Origin of the sequence: Bradyrhizobium sp. U87765 SZCCT0048 (assembly GCF_018131225.1) — a bacterium.
Classification (GTDB): Bacteria; Pseudomonadota; Alphaproteobacteria; order Rhizobiales; family Xanthobacteraceae; genus Bradyrhizobium_A.
In genome coordinates, this window is the sequence record NZ_JAFCMM010000001.1 from 929,454 (window position 1) to 952,534 (window position 23,081).

27 protein-coding genes are annotated in these 23,081 nt (G+C 62.0%); 15 read left to right on the top strand and 12 right to left on the bottom strand.

The features are described 5' to 3' along the window. The first annotated feature begins 3 nt into the window (after positions 1–3). The 3 genes from JQ639_RS04035 to JQ639_RS04045 are packed head-to-tail and all read left to right on the top strand — an operon-like array spanning position 4 to position 3,458. The gene (locus tag JQ639_RS04035) at positions 4–1,113 is read left to right on the top strand and encodes an FAD binding domain-containing protein (RefSeq protein ID WP_249123519.1); all 1,110 of its coding nucleotides are present in this window, start codon (positions 4–6) and stop codon (positions 1,111–1,113) included. Positions 1,114–1,154: 41 nt separating this feature from the next. Then, complete coding sequence (locus JQ639_RS04040) at positions 1,155–2,303, top strand: FAD binding domain-containing protein (protein WP_211969291.1); 1,149 nt, start codon at positions 1,155–1,157, stop codon at positions 2,301–2,303. Positions 2,304–2,345: 42 nt separating this feature from the next. Further along, positions 2,346–3,458, top strand: coding sequence for an alkene reductase (locus JQ639_RS04045; RefSeq protein WP_211969290.1), 1,113 nt, complete (start codon positions 2,346–2,348; stop codon positions 3,456–3,458). 309 nt (positions 3,459–3,767) lie between these two features. Here JQ639_RS04045 and JQ639_RS35605 read toward each other — a convergent pair whose 3' ends face one another. From JQ639_RS35605 to JQ639_RS04070, 4 genes are read right to left on the bottom strand one after another with little or no spacing between them, the layout of a single operon-like run. Continuing rightward, positions 3,768–3,938, bottom strand: a complete 171-nt coding sequence (locus JQ639_RS35605) for a WGR domain-containing protein (protein ID WP_349644798.1) — start codon at positions 3,936–3,938, stop codon at positions 3,768–3,770. Continuing rightward, positions 3,871–4,839, bottom strand: coding sequence for a quinone oxidoreductase family protein (locus JQ639_RS04060; RefSeq protein WP_211969287.1), 969 nt, complete (start codon positions 4,837–4,839; stop codon positions 3,871–3,873). The genes JQ639_RS35605 and JQ639_RS04060 overlap by 68 nt, the downstream gene beginning before the upstream one ends. A gap of 45 nt (positions 4,840–4,884) precedes the next feature. After that, the gene (locus JQ639_RS04065) at positions 4,885–5,451 is read right to left on the bottom strand and encodes a TetR/AcrR family transcriptional regulator (protein WP_211969286.1); all 567 of its coding nucleotides are present in this window, start codon (positions 5,449–5,451) and stop codon (positions 4,885–4,887) included. Positions 5,452–5,503: 52 nt separating this feature from the next. Beyond that, positions 5,504–6,484: an oxidoreductase gene (locus tag JQ639_RS04070; RefSeq protein ID WP_211969285.1), complete on the bottom strand. Its 981-nt coding sequence runs from the start codon at positions 6,482–6,484 to the stop codon at positions 5,504–5,506. Between the two features lie 588 nt (positions 6,485–7,072). Here JQ639_RS04070 and JQ639_RS35775 point away from each other — a divergent pair. The 9 genes from JQ639_RS35775 (at position 7,073) to JQ639_RS04110 (ending at position 15,302) form a co-directional block, all read left to right on the top strand. Next, positions 7,073–7,441: a helix-turn-helix domain-containing protein gene (locus JQ639_RS35775; RefSeq protein ID WP_211969284.1), complete on the top strand. Its 369-nt coding sequence runs from the start codon at positions 7,073–7,075 to the stop codon at positions 7,439–7,441. 165 nt (positions 7,442–7,606) lie between these two features. Next, complete coding sequence (locus tag JQ639_RS35780) at positions 7,607–8,524, top strand: acyltransferase domain-containing protein (RefSeq protein WP_211969283.1); 918 nt, start codon at positions 7,607–7,609, stop codon at positions 8,522–8,524. After that, entirely contained in the window at positions 8,433–8,888 is a 456-nt protein-coding gene (locus JQ639_RS04085) for a hypothetical protein (RefSeq protein WP_211969540.1), read from the top strand. The genes JQ639_RS35780 and JQ639_RS04085 overlap by 92 nt, the downstream gene beginning before the upstream one ends. A gap of 467 nt (positions 8,889–9,355) precedes the next feature. Next, positions 9,356–10,786, top strand: a complete 1,431-nt coding sequence (locus JQ639_RS04090; RefSeq protein WP_211969282.1) for an ABC transporter substrate-binding protein — start codon at positions 9,356–9,358, stop codon at positions 10,784–10,786. A 34-nt stretch (positions 10,787–10,820) separates the two neighbouring features. Beyond that, complete coding sequence (locus JQ639_RS04095) at positions 10,821–11,762, top strand: ABC transporter permease (RefSeq protein ID WP_211969281.1); 942 nt, start codon at positions 10,821–10,823, stop codon at positions 11,760–11,762. Next, positions 11,759–12,646 (top strand): ABC transporter permease, encoded by an 888-nt coding sequence (locus tag JQ639_RS04100; RefSeq protein ID WP_211969280.1) that lies wholly within the window; start codon positions 11,759–11,761, stop codon positions 12,644–12,646. The genes JQ639_RS04095 and JQ639_RS04100 overlap by 4 nt, the downstream gene beginning before the upstream one ends. After that, a complete protein-coding gene (locus JQ639_RS35195) occupies positions 12,643–13,647 on the top strand; it encodes an ABC transporter ATP-binding protein (protein ID WP_249123516.1) in 1,005 nt (334 codons plus the stop codon). The genes JQ639_RS04100 and JQ639_RS35195 overlap by 4 nt, the downstream gene beginning before the upstream one ends. Then, a complete protein-coding gene (locus tag JQ639_RS04105) occupies positions 13,644–14,645 on the top strand; it encodes an ABC transporter ATP-binding protein (RefSeq protein ID WP_349644744.1) in 1,002 nt (333 codons plus the stop codon). The genes JQ639_RS35195 and JQ639_RS04105 overlap by 4 nt, the downstream gene beginning before the upstream one ends. A 231-nt stretch (positions 14,646–14,876) precedes the next feature. Next, on the top strand, positions 14,877–15,302 hold the full coding sequence (locus JQ639_RS04110) for a hypothetical protein (RefSeq protein WP_211969278.1): 426 nt from the start codon (positions 14,877–14,879) through the stop codon (positions 15,300–15,302). Positions 15,303–15,929: 627 nt separating this feature from the next. On the opposite strand, the gene JQ639_RS04115 is transcribed toward JQ639_RS04110, so the two are convergent. The 5 genes from JQ639_RS04115 to JQ639_RS04135 all read right to left on the bottom strand — a co-directional run bounded on the left by JQ639_RS04115 (position 15,930) and on the right by JQ639_RS04135 (position 19,535). Next, a complete protein-coding gene (locus tag JQ639_RS04115) occupies positions 15,930–16,157 on the bottom strand; it encodes a hypothetical protein (RefSeq protein WP_211969277.1) in 228 nt (75 codons plus the stop codon). A 129-nt stretch (positions 16,158–16,286) separates the two neighbouring features. Further along, on the bottom strand, positions 16,287–16,868 hold the full coding sequence (locus JQ639_RS04120) for a hypothetical protein (protein WP_211969276.1): 582 nt from the start codon (positions 16,866–16,868) through the stop codon (positions 16,287–16,289). 172 nt (positions 16,869–17,040) lie between these two features. Beyond that, entirely contained in the window at positions 17,041–17,490 is a 450-nt protein-coding gene (locus JQ639_RS04125; protein ID WP_211969275.1) for an Hsp20 family protein, read from the bottom strand. A 740-nt stretch (positions 17,491–18,230) separates the two neighbouring features. Then, positions 18,231–18,620: a PRC-barrel domain-containing protein gene (locus tag JQ639_RS04130; RefSeq protein WP_211969274.1), complete on the bottom strand. Its 390-nt coding sequence runs from the start codon at positions 18,618–18,620 to the stop codon at positions 18,231–18,233. Between the two features lie 561 nt (positions 18,621–19,181). Further along, positions 19,182–19,535, bottom strand: a complete 354-nt coding sequence (locus tag JQ639_RS04135) for a response regulator (RefSeq protein WP_349644736.1) — start codon at positions 19,533–19,535, stop codon at positions 19,182–19,184. A 206-nt stretch (positions 19,536–19,741) separates the two neighbouring features. Between JQ639_RS04135 and JQ639_RS04140 the strand changes: the two genes are divergently transcribed. Next, positions 19,742–20,533, top strand: coding sequence for a Crp/Fnr family transcriptional regulator (locus tag JQ639_RS04140; protein ID WP_211969272.1), 792 nt, complete (start codon positions 19,742–19,744; stop codon positions 20,531–20,533). 86 nt (positions 20,534–20,619) lie between these two features. Here JQ639_RS04140 and JQ639_RS35785 read toward each other — a convergent pair whose 3' ends face one another. From JQ639_RS35785 to JQ639_RS04150, 3 genes are all read right to left on the bottom strand, one after another. After that, a complete protein-coding gene (locus tag JQ639_RS35785; RefSeq protein WP_249123515.1) occupies positions 20,620–20,802 on the bottom strand; it encodes a hypothetical protein in 183 nt (60 codons plus the stop codon). A 385-nt stretch (positions 20,803–21,187) separates the two neighbouring features. Then, positions 21,188–21,559: a hypothetical protein gene (locus tag JQ639_RS35205; protein WP_249123514.1), complete on the bottom strand. Its 372-nt coding sequence runs from the start codon at positions 21,557–21,559 to the stop codon at positions 21,188–21,190. Between the two features lie 281 nt (positions 21,560–21,840). Next, positions 21,841–22,050, bottom strand: coding sequence for a cold-shock protein (locus tag JQ639_RS04150; protein WP_211969271.1), 210 nt, complete (start codon positions 22,048–22,050; stop codon positions 21,841–21,843). On the opposite strand from JQ639_RS04150, the gene JQ639_RS04155 reads away from it, so the two are divergent. Next, positions 22,037–22,312, top strand: a complete 276-nt coding sequence (locus JQ639_RS04155; RefSeq protein ID WP_211969270.1) for a hypothetical protein — start codon at positions 22,037–22,039, stop codon at positions 22,310–22,312. The genes JQ639_RS04150 and JQ639_RS04155 overlap by 14 nt on opposite strands. Positions 22,313–22,513: 201 nt before the next feature. Then, positions 22,514–22,795 carry a 30S ribosomal protein S21 gene (gene rpsU / locus JQ639_RS04160; RefSeq protein ID WP_211969518.1) on the top strand — a complete coding sequence of 94 codons (282 nt, stop codon included), beginning with the start codon at positions 22,514–22,516 and terminating at the stop codon, positions 22,793–22,795. The last annotated feature ends 286 nt before the right edge of the window (positions 22,796–23,081 follow it).

Genomic DNA, 23,081 nt, shown 5'->3' on the forward strand with positions numbered 1-23,081 from the left:
GTCATGCGCATCGCGGTCGTCGGAGGGTCTCTCGCAGGACTGTTCACCGCAACGCTGCTTCGACAGCACGGACACGACGTCATGGTCTATGAACGCTCGGTCCATGGCCTCGGCGGACGCGGCGCGGGCCTCCTGGGCAAGCGCGAGACCTTCGCGATCCTGCGGGCCTCCGGATGCGAGCACGTAGCGCGGGTCGGCGTCGTCGCCCGCGAGCGCGTCGTGTTCGAGGGCGCGGACTCTTCGGTCGTCACGCCCATGCCGCTCCAGATGCAGCTCTCGTGGGATTCCATCCACCACGTCTTCCGGGAGCACATGGCGGACGGCGCATATCTGCTCGACAGGAAGGTCGAACATCTGCACGAAGAGGCCGATCGGGTCGTCATTCGTTTCGCTAACGGAAGCGAAGCGACCGCGGACCTGGTCGTCGGCGCGGACGGCATTGCGTCCATCACACGGCGCGCGGTGGACGGCCCTTCCACCACGAATGCCTATGCAGGCTATGTCGGCTGGCGCGGCCTGCTTTCGGAACTTGCGTTGCCGGGCCATGCGGCAGGCGAACTGCTCGACCGCTTCGCATATTTTCGACTGCCCCATTCCCATGTCATCGGCTTTCTGGTGCCCGGGCCCAACGGCGAAACCGAGGCTGGACACAGGAGATACAACTGGGTCTGGTACCGGCACGCGGCCGGACCAGGCGCACGGGACGAAGTTCTCACGGACCGCGCGGGCCTCGTTCACCCCTACTCGCTGCCGCCCGGCGCCCTGTCCGACCACGCCCGCGAAAACCTTGTCGACGATGCCAGGCGGCTGCTCCCGCGCGCTTTCGCGGCCGCGATCGCAGCGACGGCCCACCCGTTCGTGCAGGGCATCTTCGACTACGAATCCGAACGGATGGTGTCGCGCCGGATCGCGCTGGTGGGAGACGCCGCGTTTGTCGTGCGGCCGCATACCGGGATGGGAATTGCAAAGGCTGCGGCGGACGCCATGGCGCTGCAACGGCATCTGGCGTCGGCACCGGTCGAGGATGCGCTCCGCGCCTACGGCCACGAACGAACGCAAGCGGGCAAGGCGATCGCTGCGTCCGGCCGCGAGCTTGGCAACGATCTGATGTGAGCTCCGGGCAGGGTCTTCGACAGCGCGACTGGGAGAAACGAATGAGTTGGCATACCGAGCACGGCTTCACGGTGACGATCAGCGGCGGGTCGATCGCCGGACTTTGCAATGCGATCGTCCTGCGAAAGCTTGGCGCAACCGTCAGCGTGCACGAACGCAAACCCGGCCCGATGATGGCCCGAGGGGCGGGCATCGTTGTTCAGACCGAACTGCTGCGACTGCTCGAAGACAACGGCGCGGGGCCCCTTCCCTTCACCTCCTGCCGCGGGCGGCGGTATCTCGACCACGACGGTGGAGACGGCACCCTCCAGGACATGCCGCAGGAGTTCACGTCCTGGGAAGCCGTCCACGCGGCGCTGCGGGCAGCCGTTCCGGACGAATGCTATCGCGCGGGCTCCGAAGTAACGACGGTCACCCAGAATGGCTCCAGGGTGCTGGCGGCGCTCAGCGACGGCACCGAAATCGACAGCGATCTGTTCGTGGCCGCGGACGGGTCGGGGTCGGTCACGCGGCAACGACTGCTCCCCGATGTCGAGGCGCGATATGCCGGCTATGTCGCCTGGCGGGGAACGCTCGACGAGCGCGACGTGCCGCGCGATCTCCTGCCGTTTTTCGACGATCGCTTCACCTTCTCCGAGGCCCGCAGCGGCGGACATATGCTGGCGTATTTCATTCCCGGACGCGACGGCGCCGTCTCGACAGGGTTACGCCGCCTGAACTGGGTCCGGTATGTGCACGTCGGTGCGGCTGATCTCGCCCACGTGCTCACCGACAAGAACGGCGTCCAGCATCGCTCCTCGCTTCCGCGAGGCGTAACAGAGGAGGCAACAGTCGCCGCGCTGAGAGCACGTGCCTCACGCGAGATCCATCCCAAAATGGCCGCGCTGGTCGCGGAAACCCCCGACCCGTTCCTTCAGACCATACGCGACGTGACCGTGCCGAAAACCCTGTTCGGCCGGATCCTGCTGACCGGCGACGCGGCGTTCGTCGTGCGGCCCCACACCGCGGGAGGGACCGCCAAGGCGGCCTATGAGGCTTCTGTCCTCGCACGCACCTTGAAGTCCGCACGATCGAACGTCGACGTTGCGCTCCAATCGACGGAACGGCTGCAGCTCGAGTACGGCAGCGCACTCTATCAGTACGGCCTCGCGCTGGGACAACGCTGGTCGCGCGAGAAAAGCACCGACTAGCTTGATGGACCTCGACGCCAGAATCCCGCAGGAGCAGAACACATGACTGATCTTTTCCAGCCGACGAACCTCGGCGCCCTTGGCCTCCCGAACAGGATCGTCATGGCGCCGATGACGCGGTCGCGCGCCGACGAGAGCGGCATCATCAACCCGACCGCGTCTGAATACTACGCGACGCGCGCGAGCGCCGGTCTCATTGTGAGCGAAGGCATCAATGTAGGACCGCGGTCGCGGGCCTTCGACCGGACGCCTGGCCTGTGGACGGACGAACAGACCGAGGGATGGACAGCGATCGTCGATCGGATCCACCAAAATGGCGGACGCATCGTCGCACAGCTCTGGCATGCCGGGCGCGCGAGCGCACGCGGCCTGCTATCCGAGGAGCAGCCGCTGTCCCCCTCGGGGGTCAACGACGATCTGGACGCGCTGCAGGTGTGGGCGCTCCTCGCCAACGGCGCGTACGTACGGATCGCTGCGACGTCGTCGCGTGCCATGACCCCAGACGAGATCCGGGAGGTCGTGAACGAATTCAGGATTGCGGCGGCCAATGCCGTTCGCGCCGGGTTCGATGGCGTCGAGATCCACGGCGCCAACGGCTATCTGATCCATCAGTTTCTGTCGCCGACCATCAACCTGCGCACCGACGGCTATGGCGGTGACTCCGACCGCCGCGCGAGGCTGCTCCAGGACATCGTCGCGGCGATTTCCGAGGTCATGCCGCGCTCGCGGATCGGACTGCGGCTGTCACCGTTCGCGGACTACAACAGCACGCGAGACCCGAACCCCGAAGACACCTACGGGCCGCTGGCGCACTGGCTGCAAACAGCCGGCCTCGCCTATCTGCACCTTGCCGACACCAATGCCTGGACAGGGGCGCCCGACTACGAACGCATGCTGTCGATCATCCGCGGCCGCTATCGCGGGCCGCTCATCGTCAATGCGGGCATCACTCCGGAACGCGCCGCGGACATCGTCGGCTCCGGCGAGGCGGACGCGGTCGCCTTCGGGCGCCTCTTCCTCGCAAACCCCGATCTCCCGGCCCGGATTCGGACCGGCGGCCCCTACAACGCGCCGCAACGCATCGGCGTCTATGGCGGCTCGAATTCTGGATATCTTGACTACCCAAGCCTCGAACCGACCGTCTCCGTAGGTTAGCGCGGATATTGCCGTATCGTTTCATGCGTCGTCGAATCGGCGCTCGACTTAGTCCCTTGAGCTCTTCGATCGATAAGAAAGCGAATTTTCTTATCAATCGGCATACTGGAGATGCGCTGCATCCGCTGCCCGGAAGACATCTCGATCGTCGGTATGAACAACATGCAGTTCATGGACGCCATTGCACCGGTCCTGACCACCATCCACGCTCCCACCGCAGTCGGGCGCAGGGGCGGAGATGCTCCTGATTGCGCTGACTAACGACAGGCCCATCAACAATACCCGCGTGAGATGGAGCGCAACATCCACCTAGGCACGCGCCCCCGAACCCGGCTGGCCGATGCGGCCCCATTCCCTGACGACTGACCACTCGCCAAACAACGTCAGCTGAACGTCGATGTGCCGGTTCATGTCAGGGAAGCAGGAGGAGCTTGCCTGTGGTTCGGCGACTTTCCATGTCGCTGTGGGCCTTCGCTGCATGCGCCAACGGATAGGCGCCGCCGATCTCGATCTTCACCTTGCGCTCGGCGATCCAGTTGAAGAGGCGCGTGGTATGAGCACGCAACAGCTCGGTCGTGGGAATGTGGTCGAAGACGGTGGCATAGCCAAGCTTGATGCTCTTGGGCAGGCTCATGATATCGATCGGACCCGGACCACCGAGAACCGGCCCGTACCAGCAGAACGTTCCCGAACGGCGCAGCGCCGCCAGCGATCCTGAGAACGTCGTGGGACCGGAACCGTCATAGACGACATGAACGCCCCCACCGTTTGTTAGATCGAGAACCTGTTCGGCGAACGCCCCCTCGCTGTCGACGATGACGTGATCCGCCCCGGCCTTGCGCGCCGCTTCGACCTTCGCTCCGCTGGAGACACGACCGATCACCGTGCCTCCGCGCAGTTTCACGATCTGGGTCAGCAACTGGCCGAGGCCACCAGCCGCTGCGTGGACGAGCGCGACGTCGCCCGCCTGCACGGGGTAGAAGTCGGTGGCGAAGTGGCTGGCGGTCAAGCCCTGCATCATTGTGGCGGCGGCAGTGCGATCATCGATGGCGTCAGGGACACGAACGAGTGCGGCAGTCGATGCAACCAGCTTTCCGGCATAGCTTCCCGGCACATAGATCCACGCCACACGGTCCCCGACAGCAAAGTCCGTGACGCCCTCTCCCAAGGCCGAGATACGCCCGGAGCCCTCGACACCGAGAACCTTCGGGTTTGACATTTCCGCCCACACGGTCCCGCGGCGCACGCCGATATCCATAAAATTGACACCGGCTGCAGCGACGTCGATCAGAACCTCTCCGGCGCCGGGGACGGGATCTGGGCGCTCGACACGCTCAAGCTGGCCAGCTTCGCCGACACCATTCATTACAATTGCTTTCATCACATCCCCTTACTTGAACAATCGTTCCATTATTGGGCAAACAAACTAGCGCATTGCCCGAAGCGCCATTTCTCCGAGACTGGCGAGATCCTTCGGCCGAGCTCCACCGCGAGCCGCGATCCGAATGCCTGCGAAGCTTGTCATCAGGAACGTCGCCAGTTGATCGGGATCGAGTGCAACGGATATGTCGCCCTCGGCCTGCGCCTTGCGGATGCTTCTAAGCATCGCAGCGCGAAGCCCCCGATCCGCCGCGGCATTGATTTCCGTGAGCTCGGGACGCGCGCAGCCGAACTCGGCAATTGAGCTGACCCCCAGGCAAGGCGTCTTGGCCCCGCGCACGACGCGGTCGAGCATTGCCCGAATGCCGTCGATCGCGCGCTCCCCTGTAAGCAATGCGGCGCGATGCTCGCTGCCCTCCGCAATCACATAGCGCCGCACCACGCTCAGGTAGAGCTGCCATTTATCGCCAAAGGCGTCGTAGAGGCTCTGGCGACCGATCCCCATCGCATCAACGAGCATCTGCGCAGACGTGCCTTCATATCCGTGCTCGCGGAAGACACGTGCCGCGCCATCGAGCGCGGTATCAACATCGAAGCTTCGGTTCCTTGCCATAACCCGAATATAGAGATTTCAGAACGATCATTCAAGTATGTGCCGACTACGTTCACGCGAAACATGCGGCTCCTGTCATCCGCTCGCTAAGCTCCCAGAGGCGATCGGCCAGATCCTGATCCATCGCCCATGGGCGAACGCCGGGTCCTAGGTATGTGACGTCGTCCGATACCGCTTCGGCGATGTTGCAATCTTCACAATACAGGCCACCGAGGCCTTCGATCTCGGGACTGGTTGCGCACCAGACGCTGGTCGCGGCCCCCTGCGTAACCGTCTTGCTGCCTGCCACACCCTCGCGACGAACCCTGCCCTCGGCGTCGACGATGCCCATCGCCATCAGTTCTTCGTGGGACAGGTAGCGAGCGATATCGGTCAGGACGCTGCCGGGGTGCAACGAAAAGGCGCGGATGCCGTACGACCCGCCGCGTTCGTCGAGCCCTAGCGCGAAAAGCGCGTTCGCCGTCTTCGACTGGCCATAGGAATCCCATTTGTCATAGGGACGGCGCTCATAATGGGGATCTTCGAAATCAACCTTTCCGCGGCGGTGGCCGCGCGAGGAAACCGAGACCACGCGCGCGCCGCCCGCATCGGCGAGCGCCGGCCACAGCCGTGCTGCGAGTTGAAAATGGCCGAGGTGATTGATCGCGAACTGGCTCTCGTAGCCGCGCGCGTCCCTTTCAAGCTCGGGAGGCGCCATGATCGCAGCGCTGTTAATGAGCATGTGAAGTGGCCGCTTGCTTGCGAGAAACTCGGCGGCGAACCGATCGATCGAAACAGGATCTGCCAGGTCCATCGCCGCCTGTTCGATACCAGCGAAGGGCGCAAGCGCTGTCTTCGCTTTGTCGGGCGTGCGGGCGGGGACGACAACGGTCGCGCCTGCAGCCGCCAGTACACGCGATGTCTCGAGCCCGATCCCCGAATATCCGCCGGTCACGATCGCGACCTTGCCCGAAAGATCGCGGCCCGCGATGATCTCGTCGGCCGTCGTCATGGGACCAAAATCCGAGGGGAGTTGTGTTTGCATTCGGGCCATTCGCAATCCTTTCCATCAGTTGTCGTCAAACCTCGCTGAAGACATCTGTCGCGTCATTGAGCGCGGCATCGACATCGAAGGTTCGGATCCTTGCCATGACCCGACATAGCAATTACTGAACGATCGTTCAAGTATGCGTCAGTCACATTCTGACCTGTCGTTGATCTTTCTCGCCGCATCGTTGCGCCGCGCGAACTGTCCGCTTCCGCAATCAAGCCCGCGGCTGCTCTGCTGGACGGGGGCCTTGCGTGACGGCTGGCAGACGATCATTGAATGCGCGAGACAGCACCGGAACGCCCGCACGCCCGCGTCCTCAATCCACATCGGAGCGGTCGCGTTGCAGCCGCGAGACGCCCTGGAGAGACCTGGCTGGCTATTCGAGGCGGTCTCGCCTGCCCGCCGTAGCAATTCTTCACTGACAGACCAGAGCTTTTCCGCAGCAAGCGGATCGGTTATCAAGAAACGCACGCCATCGGGGCCCCGGTCGTTGCCCGGCATGGCGGATCGTCGACTCGGGCTGCGCTGCGCTGCATCCACGAGGATCCTGCCCGGTCCTGGCCGCTATCGGAACTGGCAAGCGCGGCGGCCATGTCGCGTTCCGCGTTTACCGGGCATTTCAAGGATACGACCGGATTTGCGCCGGGCGACTATGCGATCTGTTGGCGCATGCGTCTGGCTATGAAGCGGATGCGAAGCACTCCTGAAACTTCATCTGCCATAGGCGCATCGCTGGGTTATCTTTCTGACAGCGCTTTCAAGAAGGTTGTTGGGATGTCGCCATGCGACTACCGAAAGCGAGCTGCGGTCGATAACGATTGGGGCGACCAAAATGACACGCGGCGGAGATGCACCGGAAATGTTGCCGGCAGTCGATCCCGGTCCGTGCGTCATGCACACTCCACCCTCCAACTTCGAGAAAATATAATTTTCACTCTCATCCATGATGGGCCAACGTGAGCTGGCGCGAACAGACAGCGGTCGTCTAAGCCAGATCCAGGCAACGGCCGACGACGACACGGCCCTAATCCGACGACTGGCGAGGCGCTTCACTCTCTGGCGACGGGGCACGGGCACAAGCAGCAGGCAGATTGTAGCCAGCATACGATAGTTGTCGATGTACCCTTGCATCGCCGCCTGCTTTCCGATCAGTTCGTAGATCACTCCGTGGGCATTTTGGTTTGCAACGGCGAGAGCATCACCGTGCCGCTGGAAAATACCGGTGAGCTGCTCCAGCATCTGTCGGTAGGCGCTATCAAACGGCGTCGTATGGCTCACCAGAACCGTCTCGCAGCCGTAAACTATGCCAATCATTTCGTTGTTGCCGGCGAAGAGGACGGCATGCGCAGGATGGAAACAGCGCTCAAGAACAGGCATGTCGTTTACCAGAGACTGCCGGTCCGCTTCGGCTTCCATTCGCCGGCGATCGACGCAGCCGCAGCGCCATTCCAGGCCTACTGCGCGACCCAGCTCATGCTGCGGCAGCCGTCCATACCCATGCTCTCCAGCGTGACCGCGGAGCAAGTCTCGACCATCACGACATCTCATTTTTGGCATGCCATGCGCGGTATGGTCCGCTTCAGCGACGCTCTGGATGCCATGATGCAGCACGTGACGGACGAGATCTTCATCGACTGTGGCCCCTCCGGCACGCTGGCAACATTCCTGAAATACGCGGGCCGAGCAGGCCAACGGAAATTACAATGTCCCGACGGGATCGCCTCGGCTGAACCGATACTTCGAGCCCCGCCTCAACGCCATCAGCGAGCGCGTCCACGCCGATGCCGGGATTCATGCCGATGTCACGGCCGGCTCGCTGTTCTTCTCCACGAAAAAAGGCGTCAATTTTCCGTGGCATCAGGACCACGAAAGCTACTTTCTGTTTCAGGAACATTACCACTATCTCAATTTCTACATCCCCTTCATCAAGGAGAAGGTCGACGCATCCAACATGTGCCTCATTCCATTCGACAGCCTGACAGCGGCCGCGCCGGATCATGTCGGACGAATCGTCGGCGGTGGCGCAAAGCGATTTCGCGCTGAAAATGGCGGAACCACGATCTTTGATGACGAGTACGACACAACATACGCGATGCCGGTGAATCTCGATCGCATCGCCGTCGTTCCGCAGCTCAATGCCGGAGATCTGCTTCTGCTCCGCGGCGACATCATCCACAGGACGCAGGATTCGACCTCCAACCGGGTCGCAGTTTCCTTCCGAAAGGTCAGCTCCCGCTCGGTCATCAACCGGCGGCGGCTGTCCTCGGGCGGAAAGACCAAGCGTGAAATGATGAAAAAAGGGGGCGCCGTCTATGACGTCGCCGTCACGTATCTGGACGAGAACAACCTGCAGGAAACGACGGCAATGGAGCTGTTGCCTCATCTCCATGAGCATCTGTATTCGTAATCGAAATTGCGGCGGACATGATCGAGAGGGAGGGAACGTTTCCGTCCGACGAACAACGACAACCCACCCTACTAAGTGCTGACGACCATCGCGCTGTTCTGGCGCCCGATCCTGGGGGCAGCGAGTTGTCAAACATAGGAGCTGTCACTACAGTAGGTTGCAATGACAAGAAAGATCGCGGCGGCATCGCGTCATGTCGCGCGGAGCACTCTGCAAAGTGCGAGTGCCAGGGAGTGAAGAATAGGGCCATGTCAGTGGCCCCAGGCCGTTAGGGTCGCGCGAGGCTGGATCGGACGCCGTCACACCATCGCGAACCACCAACGATTGCTCAAAAATGAGATAGAGGGGGTATGCGCCACATGAAGAGCCTCGCCGGTCCGATCGTCGGAGCATTCGCATTTGCACTCATCGGATTGCAGCCATGCGGCGCGTCTGAGCCGGCGCCGAGAGACGGTGGCACGATCATCATGGCGACGACCGCTCAGGTCCAGGGCTTCGATGCCCTGACGACGCGCTCGGCCAATCGCGAGACCACGATGGCCGGCGGGCTGGTGTTCTCCAACTTCTTCACGCGAAACGACAAGGGCGAGCGAATTCCGGACCTCGGGACCTCGCTCGACAGCTCGCCGGACGGTCTGACCTGGCGGCTGAAGCTGAGGCCAGGCCTCAAATTCTCCAATGGGGCGCCCTATACCGCGCAGGATGTGGCGAACCATTTTCAGCGCATCCTCGATCCGTCGAGAAACCAGATGTTTGCGGCTGCGACCGGTTCGCTGAAGGACGCAGTCGCCATCGACGACACCACCGTTGAATTCCATCTGGCCTATCCGTGGGCCGCATTCCCGAGCATCTTTCTGATCGACAACTTCCTGATCTGGGTGATGCCGACCGAGCACGAGAAGACGGCGGGCCCCGACCTCAATCGACGGCCGATCGGTGCGGGCCCCTACATGATGACGGAGTGGAAGCAGGACGACAGCATCACCTTCGAGAAGAATCCCAACTACTGGAATCCGAAGGCACAGCATCTCGACAAGATCATCATTCGCTTCCTGCCCGATCCCACCGCGCGTTTCACGGCCCTCAAGACCGGCGACATCGACATCTTCTATGAGCCTCTCGGCAAGCAGGTCGTGGCGGCGCGCGGCGACAAGAATCTGCGAGTCGTGGAATATGTCGGCACCGGCGCATCGACCGTCAATATCAACACGTCGGTGCCGCCACTCGACGATGTCAGGGTGCGCCAGGCGTTGGCGCATGCCCTGGATCGCAACATCGAGCTCAAGGTCGGCTTCGACGGCGTCGGCAGTCTGGCCACCAGCTTCTGGGGCGCGAACTCCGAGTGGAACTGTACGGACGTCGGCTATCCCGAATACAATCCGGAGAAGGCCAAGGCGCTTCTCCAGGAGTACGGCAAGCCAGTGAAGATCGTGCTCCAGGTGCAGCCGACGGCGGTCATGACCATCCCTGCACAACTCTACCAGAGCTTCTGGCAGAAGGTCGGCATCGAGACCGAGATCAAGAGCATTCAGGGCGGCCCCTCCTACATCAACCCGGTGCTGCGCGGCGATTATCAGCTCGCGATGTGGGAAGTGGCCGATGTGCCGGATCCCGACTTTCAGGTCTACCAGGCCTTCTTTTCGAAGAGCGGGGGCAACATCACCAAGATCAAGGATCCGGTTCTCGACCAGGCCATCGAGACCGGCCGTCGCAGCCTCGACGTCGACGTCCGCAAGAAGGCGTACTGCGATTTCAGCAAGGAGATGGCCAGGCAGATGCCGATCCTGCTGCGGCTGCAGTCGAACTATTTCGCCATCACACTGCCGCGGGTCCACAACATCCCGCTGATGCGGCGTGGTCTCGTGCGGCTCAACGAAGCGTGGGTCGATCCCAAATAGCATTCGCGCCAGACCACACCGCTGGGTGCAGGCCATGACGTCCTATTTCCTGCTCAAGCTGCTGCGTCTGGCCATCGTCCTGCTGGTGGTCGCGGCAGCAAGCTTCCTGCTCCTGAACCTGCTCCCGGGTGACGTTGCCCTTGCCCTGCTCGGCAACGAGGCGACCCCGGAAGCGGTCGCGCAGGTCCACGCCGACCTCGGCCTCGACCAACCGCTCCTGCTGCGCTACCTGCACTGGCTGGCCGGCTTCATGCACGGCGACCTCGGCCGCTCCTACATCACGCAAGTGCCGGTGATGGAATCGATCCTCGATCGCCTTCCCGTAACGATCGAGCTGATGCTGCTGAGCCAGGGACTTGCATTGCTCATCGCGATCCCGAGCGGTGTGCTGTGCGCCTACCGCGCCGGCAGCAGGATCGACCAGTTCACGAACGCGGTCGCGCTGCTCCTGCTCGCGGCGCCCGTGTTCATCATCGCGATCCTTCTGATGTTCCTGTTCGCCCTCAAGCTGCGCTGGCTGCCGTCGACCGGCTACGTGCCATTCATGACCGATCCCGTCAGAAACCTCGCACATCTTGCGTTGCCTGCGCTCGCGATCGCGCTGGCGGAATGGCCGCCGCTCTTCGCGGTGCTGCGCGCCGACATGATCAAGACGCTGCAGCAGGACTATATCGCCCTCGCCAAGGCCAAGGGCCTCGGTCCGACCTTCATCCTGCTCCGCCACGCCTTGCGGCCATCGTCGTTCACGCTGGTGACGATTTCCGGCCTGCAGATCGCGGCAACAATCGCCGGAGCGCTGGTGGTGGAGACGATCTTCGGACTGCCGGGAATCGGCCGCATGCTGACAGGCGCGGTCTACAACCGCGACATGATGCTGGTTCAGGGGTGTGTCGCGGCAATATCCGTCGGATATGTCCTGATCAACTTCGGCGTCGATCTCATCTACGCGCTGCTCGACCCGAGAGTGCGGCAATGACTGCTGTGGCCGACGATCGCGGACATGAGACCGCATCGACGACAGGAGCGCCAGGCCCGTTCCTCGTACGCGATCGGCTGGGGCCTCGCTTCTGGATCCCGACAACCTGGATCGTCGTGGTGGTCGTACTCGCCATGACGGCCAACCTTCTGCCGCTGCGGAGCCCGATCGAGACGGACTTCACGGCGATCTCCAGCTGGCCAGACAGAACCTACTGGTTCGGCACCGACCAGCTCGGCCGGGATATCCTTTCGCGCGCGATCTTCGGCGCACGCATATCCCTGACCGTCGGCCTGTTGGCGCCCGCTCTCGGACTTGGCATCGGAATGCTTCTGGGCATGGCCGCCGGCTACTTTCGCGGGCGCGTCGAAGCCGTCATCGTCGCGGCCATGGATGCCGTCATGGCGTTTCCCGGTATCCTCGTCGTCCTCGCCGTCACGGCGTATGTCGGGGCCAGCATCAGCCTTCTGGTCATTCTGCTCGGCGTGCTGACGGTCCCCGCATTCATGCGGGTCGCGCGCGCTAACACGCTCGTGTTCGCCGCTCACGACTTCGTGCTGGCGGCTCGCGCGATGGGCGCGTCCCACTGGCGCGTTCTCTGGCTTGAAATCCTGCCGAACGTCGCCATCCCGATGCTGATCTACGCGCTCCTCGTCGTCTCCCGCATCATCGTGGTCGAGGGTGTGCTGTCCTTTCTCGGCCTGAGCCTGCCGGCGCCGCAGCCAACCTGGGGCAACATGATCGCGGACGGTCAGGTTGACCTGGCGACATTGCCCTACATCCCCTTTATTCCTGCCGCGCTGATGTTTCTCACGGTACTGTCGATCAATCTGATCGGCGAGCACCTGCGCGCACGGACAGATTTCCGAGGCAGCGTGCTATGACGGACGCAGCCACCGCTCTCCTCGAAGTGGACGACCTCGCAACGCAATTCCACACCCCCCGGGGCTCCTTGCGCGCGGTCGACGGGGTGTCGTTCTCGGTCCGGCGGGGGCAGACCCTGGGGATCGTCGGCGAGTCGGGTTCCGGCAAGAGCGCTCTCGCCCGAACCATCATCGGCATTCTGTCGAAGCGGCGCACCACCACCACGGGCCGCATCACGTTCGAGGGACGCGACCTGCTGACGCTGCCCGAACCGGACATGCGCGACATCCGTGGCAAGGACATCGCGATGGTCTTCCAGGACCCGACGTCGTCGCTCAATCCGGTCAAGCGGATCGGCGTGCAGATTGAGGAGGTCCTCGCCCGGCATCTCGGCTTGCGCGGCCGTGCTGCCCGGTCCCGCGCGACCGAGCTTCTCGCCTCCGTGGGCATTCCCCTCCCCGAGGAGCGCCTGCACCAGTATCCGCACCAGCTGTCCGGCGGCATGCGCCAGCGGGTCGCCATCGCGATCGCGCTTGCCTGCGAACCGAAGCTGCTGATCGCCGATGAGCCGACCACGGCCCTCGATGTCACGATCCAGGCGCAGATTCTCGATCTGCTGCAGCGCCGGCAGCAGGCCCACAACATGGCGATGATCCTGATCTCGCACGATCTTGGCGTGGTCGCGGGGTACACCGATACTGTCGCAGTCATGTATGCCGGCCAGATAGTCGAACATGCCTCGACGCGATCACTGTTTCAGGACTGCCGCATGCCCTACACCGAGGCCTTGATGCGCTCCGCGCCCGACTTGTCCGATCCACCGCATACGCGGCTGCGGGCGATCGCAGGGCGTCCGCCGGACATGCTGCAGCCACTGAGAGGATGTCGCTACGGTCCGCGCTGCGACTACACAACCGAGGTCTGCCGAAACAGCCAACCGGCGCTGTCGGCATCCGAGGCTGCCGGTACGCACCGCTACGCCTGCTGGCACCCGGTCGGATCCCATGGAGCCCGCCCGTGAGTCCTGCAGAGCTCCTCGTCGTCGACGACCTGTCCGCCACGTACAAGCTACCGCGCGGGCGGCGACTGACGGCCGTCGCGAACGTCAGCTTCACCGTCTACAGGGGCGAAACGCTCGGACTGGTCGGCGAATCCGGCTGCGGCAAATCGACGATTTCGCGCGCCATCATGCAGCTTCCGCCGCCGACAGGTGGCTCGGTGATCTTCGAGGGGCGCGATCTTGCCAGCCTCGATGCCGAAACACTGCGTCGGACACGAACGCGACTGCATATGATTTTCCAGGATCCGATCTCCTCGCTCAATCCGCGTCGCAAGGTCCGCGATATCGTCGCGGAGCCGATGGCGATTGCCGGCATGGGCAGCGCCGAGGAACGCAGACGTCGCGTCCGCGCCGCGCTCGAAGCCGTAGGCCTCGATCCCGATCAGGTCATGGACCGCCGCCCGCACGAATTCTCGGGAGGCCAGTGCCAGCGCATCGCCATCGCAAGGGCCCTCGTCACAGAGCCGCATCTCGTGATTTGCGATGAACCGGTTTCGGCTCTCGACGTCTCGGTGCGCGCGCAGATTCTCAACCTTCTCGAGGACATGAAGGCTCGCTACGGATTGACGCTGCTGTTCATCAGTCATGACCTTGCCGTGGTCAAGAACATCAGCGATCGCGTCGCGGTGATGTACCTCGGTCGCCTGTGCGAGCTCGCGCCGTCGGCGCGGCTCTACGAGGCGCCATTGCACCCCTATACCGCGGCGTTGATGGCCGGCATTCCCGTCATGGACCCGGACAGGCGCCCCTCACCTTCCCAACTGCTCGCGGGAGAGCTGCCCTCTCCCATGAATCCACCGAGCGGCTGCCGCTTTCGGACACGATGCCCGCGCGCGGCGCCCCTATGTGCGGCGCGCGAACCGCAATGGCAGGAGGCCGAAGCCGACCATTTCGTTGCCTGTCATTTTCCCCTCGTCGCGTCGGAAGGCGCGACGATCTCCTCGACGCGGCAGCCGTGATTTTCGCCGTCCGCTCGACAGCGAAGCGCCGACGTTGCGCGCCAATGATGGGAGGCAACGATCAGGCGTCAACTACGCTGCACTGCAGCGACGGCGCCGACCAGGCGAGGCAGATGCCCATATATCCGACCAACGCCCAATTGCAGCGACGACCGGACACAACGGATATTATGGCTGATATCGCCGGATGACCCCCGCTCCCGCCAAGGGAAGAAAGAAAGGATTCGGATGATGCCAGATACCCCGGTCGTGTTCGCGAGTATCATCCTGCTACTTCCGATGCTGTATCTGTTTCTGGCTGCGCCAGCCTTTCTGCTGGTAAGGCTGGACATACTTCCCGTGGCGCGGCTGCTGCGCGCCATGTTCAACGGATATTTCGTGGCTCTGACCGGTGCAGGTGTCATCGGGACCGTTGCCGTCGCCGTCACCGGTCACCTCAGCCTGGCGCTTGGCATTGGCGTGATTGCCGCCGTTTCGGCCCTGTCACGGGGCTGGTTCTTGCGGCAGGTGGATGAGCGGATCAACGGCCGGGAGACAGAGAATGCCGACGCCGCGCGCCGGCTGCGGCATTTGCACCTGGGCGGCATGCTCGTCAACGCAATTCAGCTGGTCGTGGTGGTGGCAAGCATTCCCCATTTCGCAACTGCGTCGTCTTGAGCGATCCGACAGACGACATCATAAAGCATTGGTCAATTGGCGGGGCTTCTACTCACGCCTTGCGCAATACTCAGGATTGACGCCCCCCGTCTCCAGCTGCGTCGCGAACGCGCAAACCACCTGTTCGAAGCAGGTCCATCGATCGCAAACGTCGCTCCCGCCTCGGCAGTTCATTCCCCCGGGGCGGATCATGCGGCTCGCCGTAGACGTGGCTCTCGCTCACGGCGCCACACCTTTCATGCGGCTCCACCGAACCATCCTGTGGCGGCGAAAGTCGGCTTGAAACTCACGGTTTTCGCAAGCAAATGAACTCAGCAGATTCTTGCAGTGACGAAACAGCCGATCGAATGACCTGCATGCAGGCTTTCGCGACAGAACGGGCGGGAAGTAGGAGACCTTGATCAAGTGAACCGCCTCGCCCACATCGACCCGCCTGCGCGACCGCTCCACCACGGTGTTTTCAGCCTCTACGCGACCGAGGTCGACGCTGACACGCCTCGTCCAGACCTCAGCCAGCAGCAGATTCTGGACGTATAACGAAACATGCGGTTGGCACAGCCAGTATGCCGTGACCTGGGCGATCGATAAGAAGGGCCACTCTCAGGAGCACGCCTGCGCACAGCTTCTTCAGTGTGGAAGACACATGAATGCCGGATCTTCTAACGCTCTTCCAAAAGCATTGATCATAGCGGCCGCTTCACGGTCTCCTCGCTCGTCAAGAATGCGATAGAGGATCTGCACTCTCTCTCGAAGAGCAGTCAGGAACGCAGGATTATGCTCGCACAAGACTCCGGCGATACAAAGCGCAAGAGCTTCCGTCCCCATTTTGACCTGAGCCGACGATACTGCGTTCATTCCTCTGTCTCCAGTACCCGGCCTCCTCCGGCCGCCTTCCGTCCCGTTCCAGTGCTGGATAGACACAACCTCACGGGCATCGACACGATCGACCGCCACAACCTGAATGGCCGTTTCAGCGCGTTTTCTTCAACCGCAGAGCGGCGGCGGATATCCGCGATCCGCCGAATTTTGCAATGCTCCCTTGCGTCCGGCCCCAAGCAACTCCTCATGAAGCCGCCGCTGTACGAAGTCGCGTTCGATCTCGGTCAGTTGCGTGGTGAGAAGCTGGCGATATCGCCGGATGTTGGCGTCGCGGGTCCAGCGCAACTGCTTGTCCGCTCCCACGACCGGCCTTGGACCGGTACGCCGGTTGATTGCATGCCTGTCGCTGGCGCGCTGCACGGCACCGATAATGCCGCCCTCGATGGAATGAAGGCGGGGCAACCGCATCGCCAAACCACCACGCGGCGGCGGATCGGTATCTTCGCCCAACTGTTTCAGCGCGGCGAGGATATCCGCCAGGCGCAGTCGATGCGCGACACCCGGGACTTCGCGAAGCCCTGGTTGAGACTCGACGGCATACGCATCGGACGCCCACGACGATAGAAGCGCTCGCTTCTCGTCAATCGACAGGGTGGCATCGTTCAACACGTCGTTTGGCGACGCATACTGAAGCGCTGGATGATTGAATGCTTCGGCCTTGTTGACGATACGGTCGTTACGATTCATGCTGTGTCTCCTTACGGCTCCTTTCGTCGAGAGACGATTGATAAGGCCATCATTTCAAGGTGGGGCGCTCATTCAGCCCCCTTGGCTGGAAGAGCATCCCCTCTCCTCTTTAAAGTACAGCCAATCACGCGCAGGCCATGCTGCCCGCGCGTGACTGATCAATGAAATAGAGCTACGCTGCCTTTTGCGTGATCTTGCCGAGGGGGACACCACCATCGATCGTGATGCGGCGGGGCTTCATGGCCTCGGGAATTTCGCGAACGAGCTCGATACGGAGCAGGCCATTATCGAACGAAGCGGCCTTCACTTGGACGTAGTCGGCCAGGCTGAACTGTCGCTTGAAGGGCCGCGCCGAAATCCCCTGATAGAGATATTCGCGCTGGTCCTTGTCACTCCTGCTTCCCTCCACTGTCAGCACGTTCTGCTCCGCAGTCACGACGATATCGTCCGGGCTGAAACCGGCAAGTGCCAGAGAAATCTGGTAGTGATCGTCACCGAGCCGCTCGATGTTGTAGGGCGGATAGTTATCTTCGGCCCTGCGCTGAGTTTCGTCGAGGAGATCGAACAGGCGGTCGAAGCCAATTGTCGAACGCCAAAGGGGGGCGAAGTCGTAGGTCCTCATAGCCAAGTCCTCCTAAGAGCAAAATGGGTACGAAGGAGCGCAAGACATCTGTCCTGCACCCAGTTGTGTTTGCCGGGCCCAAAGCTGGCGCCGGGCGCCGCAATCCGGCGGCACAAACCGAATTAGAAAAACCGCGATCGATTTCAAGAGGCCTACACCAAAAAAATTGCATTGGATCCGGTTACGGGAACCAGGCGCCTCGCTGGAATGCACGTCTGCGGCGGGACCATCCGTTACGCGATCGGGACGATCAGGCGGAGCTTTTTTGCAGCGCACAATTGCCGCAGCTCGCTCGTGCCCAGGCAGCGCTCTGCATGACCGAAAGCGTATCTCCGCGGCAGGGATGGTGATGAGTTACGGACATTGACATGCGACGCTGCCATGCCAGGCGGATGGTACAAGACAGAGGGACGTGTTCGCAGCTGGCCATCAAGCGGACAGGCTGAGAGACGTCCGTCCCCTCGCCGACAATTTGAACAACAAGCCGAACCGGGCCATCAGTAACTCGGCGACAAGCCACCCTAACAGCAATCGCTCGCGATCTGAACACGGCCAGGCCTCTCGACGCGGCACCGCGCAGGCTCATGCCCCGTCAACAGTGGTCCGGCGTCATATCCCGGTTGCCCGGACCGCATCTCCGACGCGGAAGCGCGCTCAGTTCGTTTCGGGATGGACGTTCCAGACATTCGCGGCTGAAGATAGACATGAGGCCGGGTTGCCCCGGCCTCATTCGACGAATGCTACTTGTTGTTCGGCACCCAGGTCGTACTGGCCTTGTCATACTTGAAGCCAGGCGCCGACTTGAGATCGTCCTTGGACTCAGCAAGCGTCAGCCACCACTTGTCGTTCTTCTTGGCAAGCTTTACCGCCGAGAATGGCACGATGACGTCCTTCTCACCCGCCCCAAGGAAGCCGCCGACCCCGATCACGAGGCCGTTGATCTTGCCGGATTTGTCCACGAGCACGTCGTCGATATCCCCGATCTTGTTTTCCTGGGGATCATAGACAGCCTGCTTGTAATAGTTGGTCACCGTCCAGCTCTCGGCTGGCGCGGCCGACAACGTTTCTGCGGCATGAGCCGTCGCAACAGACAGCGCGACAGCGGCACAACTCAACAAAACCTTCTGCATGGAATTCTCCTTGTTTGAGGCTCCTTCAATCGCAGAGGCCATTGGAAGTTCCGATTGACAGCGTCAATCTCATCCAAAAAAAATCGGGGCGACATTCGGCGCAGGCGCGCTGACAATTCGAGGCTTGGCAGGCCGCGAACGCGAAGCGCAACGTCGATGTATGATCTGTCTTCCCTCGACATCGGCCAGCCCGATCAAGCGGGTTGAGCGGTTGACCTACCGCCCGAACCTGTCCTCTCCGCGTCGGCCCTTCGACAGCCAGCATGAACCAGTGCCAGACAAATGGTCGCCGATGGTCGACATGATTGTTGCCACGCCGGCCAACATGTGCGGGAACCGAGGCTATGGCCCGATGTCAGGGCGATGCGACTGATGATTGGCGACCGAGACGAGCAGCAGCGTTGGCGCAGCCGCCCCGTGGGTATGCGACAGCGTGCGGCCGCGCATCACGCGACGGCGTCCCCAAGGCTGAGTACCTCTCTCCCTGCTGCCGGGGCGCCCCGCGCCGGTCTCGCAGCGACCGCATGTGCAGAGAGAACGATAATTAGCCATGGCGTGCAGTCAGGACGGCGCCCGCTGGCGCTGTTCCTGCAGGATCGCGAGGAGCTGATCACGCATGTAGGGCTTGATCAGGCGTGGTCTTCGGGCAAAACGACCTGGCAGGTTCGTCTCAGCGCCATACCCGGTAAGGAAGCAATATGGAATGCCGAGCACGTCGAGGCGCTCGGCGACAGCGAACGTCTTTTCTCCACCATGCAGACCGATATCAAGCACTGCAAACTGCGGCGCGTGGTCGGTGATGAGTTGAAGCGCCTGCTGAAGAGTCCTCGCAGTCCGCACACGCGTCGACCCAAATCCAAGAATGGCATCCTCGAGATCGACCGCGATGATCGGATCGTCTTCGACCACCAGCACGTCCGTGGGTATTCCACTGTCCAAGACAGGGTGCATGGCCGAGTTCCTTCGATCGGAGATCTGTGAAGGGAACGATCAATTCGCGCGCATCATTTGTTCCCAGAATGAAACCGATCCCATGCAAACGGCACCCCGTCTGTTCACAAGTGAACACAAAATCAGGAACTTTGAGTTAAGATTGGGGAACAATCCCGGTGACCTGTTCCATGTATTCGAAATCCGCTCTTTCACCCGCTGCAGACGACCGTCCGGCCAACAATCTGTTGCGCAGGCTCAATGCCCCCGACTTTGACATGCTCGCGTCCCACCTTACTCAGATGACGCGAACCGCTGGCGATCTGCTCTACAATCCCGGCGACGACGTCGAAACCGTTCACTTCCCCTGTGGACCGAGCCTCGTTTCCTTTCTGGTGCCCAACGCAGACGGACGGGACGTGGAAGCAATTCTCGTCGGCCGCGAAGGAGCCGTCGGCGGCATCGTAAGCCAGGGCTTCCTGCCGGCCTTTACCCGCATCACCGTCAAATTCGCGGGCCCGTTCGTTCGCCTTCCTGTCAGCAAGCTCGAAGCCGCCAAGGTCACATCGCTGTCCATACGCAACATCTTCGCGCGCTATGCCGACTGCATGCTGGCGCAGGTCTTTCAGTCCACGGCATGCAACGCAATCCACACCATCGAGCAGCGCGCTGCAAAATGGATCATCGCCGCGATGGAACGCACGGACGGAGACGGCATGGTGCCGCTCACCCACGAACAACTCGCGACCCTGTTGGGGGTCGGCCGCAGCTATACCAGCCGCGTAATCCAGACATTCAAGGCCGAGGGAATCCTGCAGACCTATCGCGGCAAGATGGCTGTTCGCGACGCAGCCGGTCTACGCATGCGATCATGCTTGTGCAACGACGCTGTCCGGGATCACTTCGATGAAGTCTTGCGCGGCGTCTACCCGCCCGAGGCTCCGAGCGGATTGCATCCGACGTCGTCCACCGAGCCTCAATAATACAACGTGCACGAAATCTCACGCCGCCGCCGCCGCGCGACGGATCGCCCCTCGCGGCTCAAACGATCACGAAGCGCTCGCCAGGGTCAGCTTCGTCCGACATTGGATTCGCGTGCCAATCGCAGCGCTTTCAAGCGCTCACGATTCTCCTGGAAGGACTGCTGCGCTTTTGCGTAGTCCGTCATCAGGATCTGCGGCTCGCGGGTCTTAAACGCTTTGTTGGCCTCGCGAACGGCCCGACTATGGGCTGTCTCTCTTGCTCTCATCATCTCTCAAAATTCCCAAATGGGGGTCTGGCGCATGGGGCACCAATCACATTCGCCTATCGCCTGCCATGCGTCCCCGGATAAGCCCGCTTCTCCCGCCTGAAGGACGCTTTTGCGAGCCTCACACCGTCGGTGACAAGGTGAGCATCTCGCTCTGGCGCGCACTCATTGACGATCGCCCCCCGTAGCGGGGACGTCGGCCCAAAAGCCCACTGCGCCCCGCGATGGTTACGGCTGTCGACTACGCGTTCATCTCCACCGCAGGCTTGCCGCGGGCATGAAACAATCGGCGTCACTTTCCGCCTCGGGACAACATGCGGCGCCAGCATCGATGCTGCGGAGGGGCATGCGCCCCCAATACGTCAAGGTGACCTGACTGCTGGTTCGCCTACAGCATCGACAACTTGATCAAGCCGTCCTCGATCTGCCCAAGCGCGAAGCGCTCGCGGGCGAGACACTCGAACTGCTTGCGATACTTGTGCAGATAGCTGGATGCCTGATTTTTCGTCGCGAAGGTGGTCTGAACCAGACACATCTGCCGGACCGTGCCGACCGCCAGCACAAAGGTGACGGATTGTCCGTTACGCGAGTCAACCTCGGGAGCGATCCGAACATCGTTCAGCATAGGCTCTCTTCCTTTTGACCAAGCCGTGCCGGGATGCCAATAGCGGCTGAGTTCGACAACGCTATCCAGCCTTCCCTTTGCCAGGATTTTCGCTTTGCTCGGAATTTCTCTGCGAGCGACAAAACCATCCGCCACGGGCCTTATCCCCCACCCCAGCCTCGGTTCCCGCGACACGGAGCCGCTGCATGCCTAGACAGGAATCGCGGCCATGCGATCGCATCCGCCGAAAGCGTGCGCAGCCCCCTCCCGGGCCGCATGCGACCGGTTGGCGCGCGTAAAAACGTCAGAGGAAGGCTCGCACCATCCTCTCGACAATCGCGTCTCATCCAGAATGACAACGCAAAAGGCCCGCCCAACCCTTCGATCGAGCGGGCCGCACTGCCGCTTCAGTACATCCGTGAAACGGCGCTACGACATCAAGCCAGCGAGAGGTTCTCAGCGCTGACCTTGCCTCGCATCTTGTCGGTCTTCGTCTCGAAAGTGACCTTCTGGCCCTCTCCGAGTCCGGCGAGGCCAGCGCGCTCAACAGCGCTGATGTGAACGAACACATCGGCGCCACCGTCGCTCGGCTGGATGAAACCGAAACCCTTTTGGCCATTGAACCACTTAACAGTGCCTGTCGTCATTTTCTTCTCCAAGGCGCGCAAGCGCGCGCTGCGTGACAATCACGCAGCAATCTTCAACTTCGTCGATGTCTTTGGAAAAGGAGCCCGCGGGCGCATTCAACAAGGCACAGCGGCTAATCGAACAAGCTCAATATACATCATTTTTCAAATTTTACAAGGAGAAAGCCGTTTTGTTCGCCCCGGCCTGTTCCAGAGCCAATTCCGGCACTCCGACCAAGGAGCGCTGAGTCTGCCTGCAAATCGGCACGAAGGGCTTTCTTGATTGACAGTCGCCAACGAGAGTGGTCACGTCGATATCGTCAAGCTGCATCGCCGCTACAAGCAGATCAGCACATCGACTCTGGCGACCGGTGTCGCCGCCACCATCCCCAGACACGCATTTCCTTACAGCCGCAATGAAGCCCTGCGCATCTGGCGGCCTGCAGGATATGTCGCATCTGCGGCCACAAGCGAGGGAAATCAATTGCAGGTCGTCGTCAGAGACAACAATGTTGAACAAGCCCTCCGTGTTCTCAAGAAGAAGATGCAACGCGAGGGCGTCTTCCGGGAAATGAAGCAGCGGCGCTCCTACGAAAAGCCGTCGGAGAGAAAAACCCGCGAGAAAGCTCAAGCTATCCGACGAGCCCGCAAGCTCGCCCGCAAGCAGGCGATCAGAGAAGGACTGCTGCCCGCGCCGCCGAAAAAGAAGCTTTTCGAGCGCAAGCCGCCGTTGCCGGAAGTCAAAGCACGGGTCTCGACGACTTGAGATCGATACCTCGCAGCACGATGCTCGATGACGTGCCTTCGACCTTCCATCGCGTGCTGCTTTCCTCCAGGACGCGCCTCGCTACGATCCGGCAGGCGGATAGGCTGAACCTCCGCGCTTCTCGATTCTTGCGTCCCGCCTTGAGGGCACCGCTTGCCTGCTGCGCGCACGGCACGCATCGCGATGCAGGCTCGAGGCGCGCGTGGCCGCCCCATGTCTGTTGCGGCTCAGCCTGGCCGCGTCTCGACGCCCCCCCTATCGCCCGGCATCCTTGCGGCGGGAACTC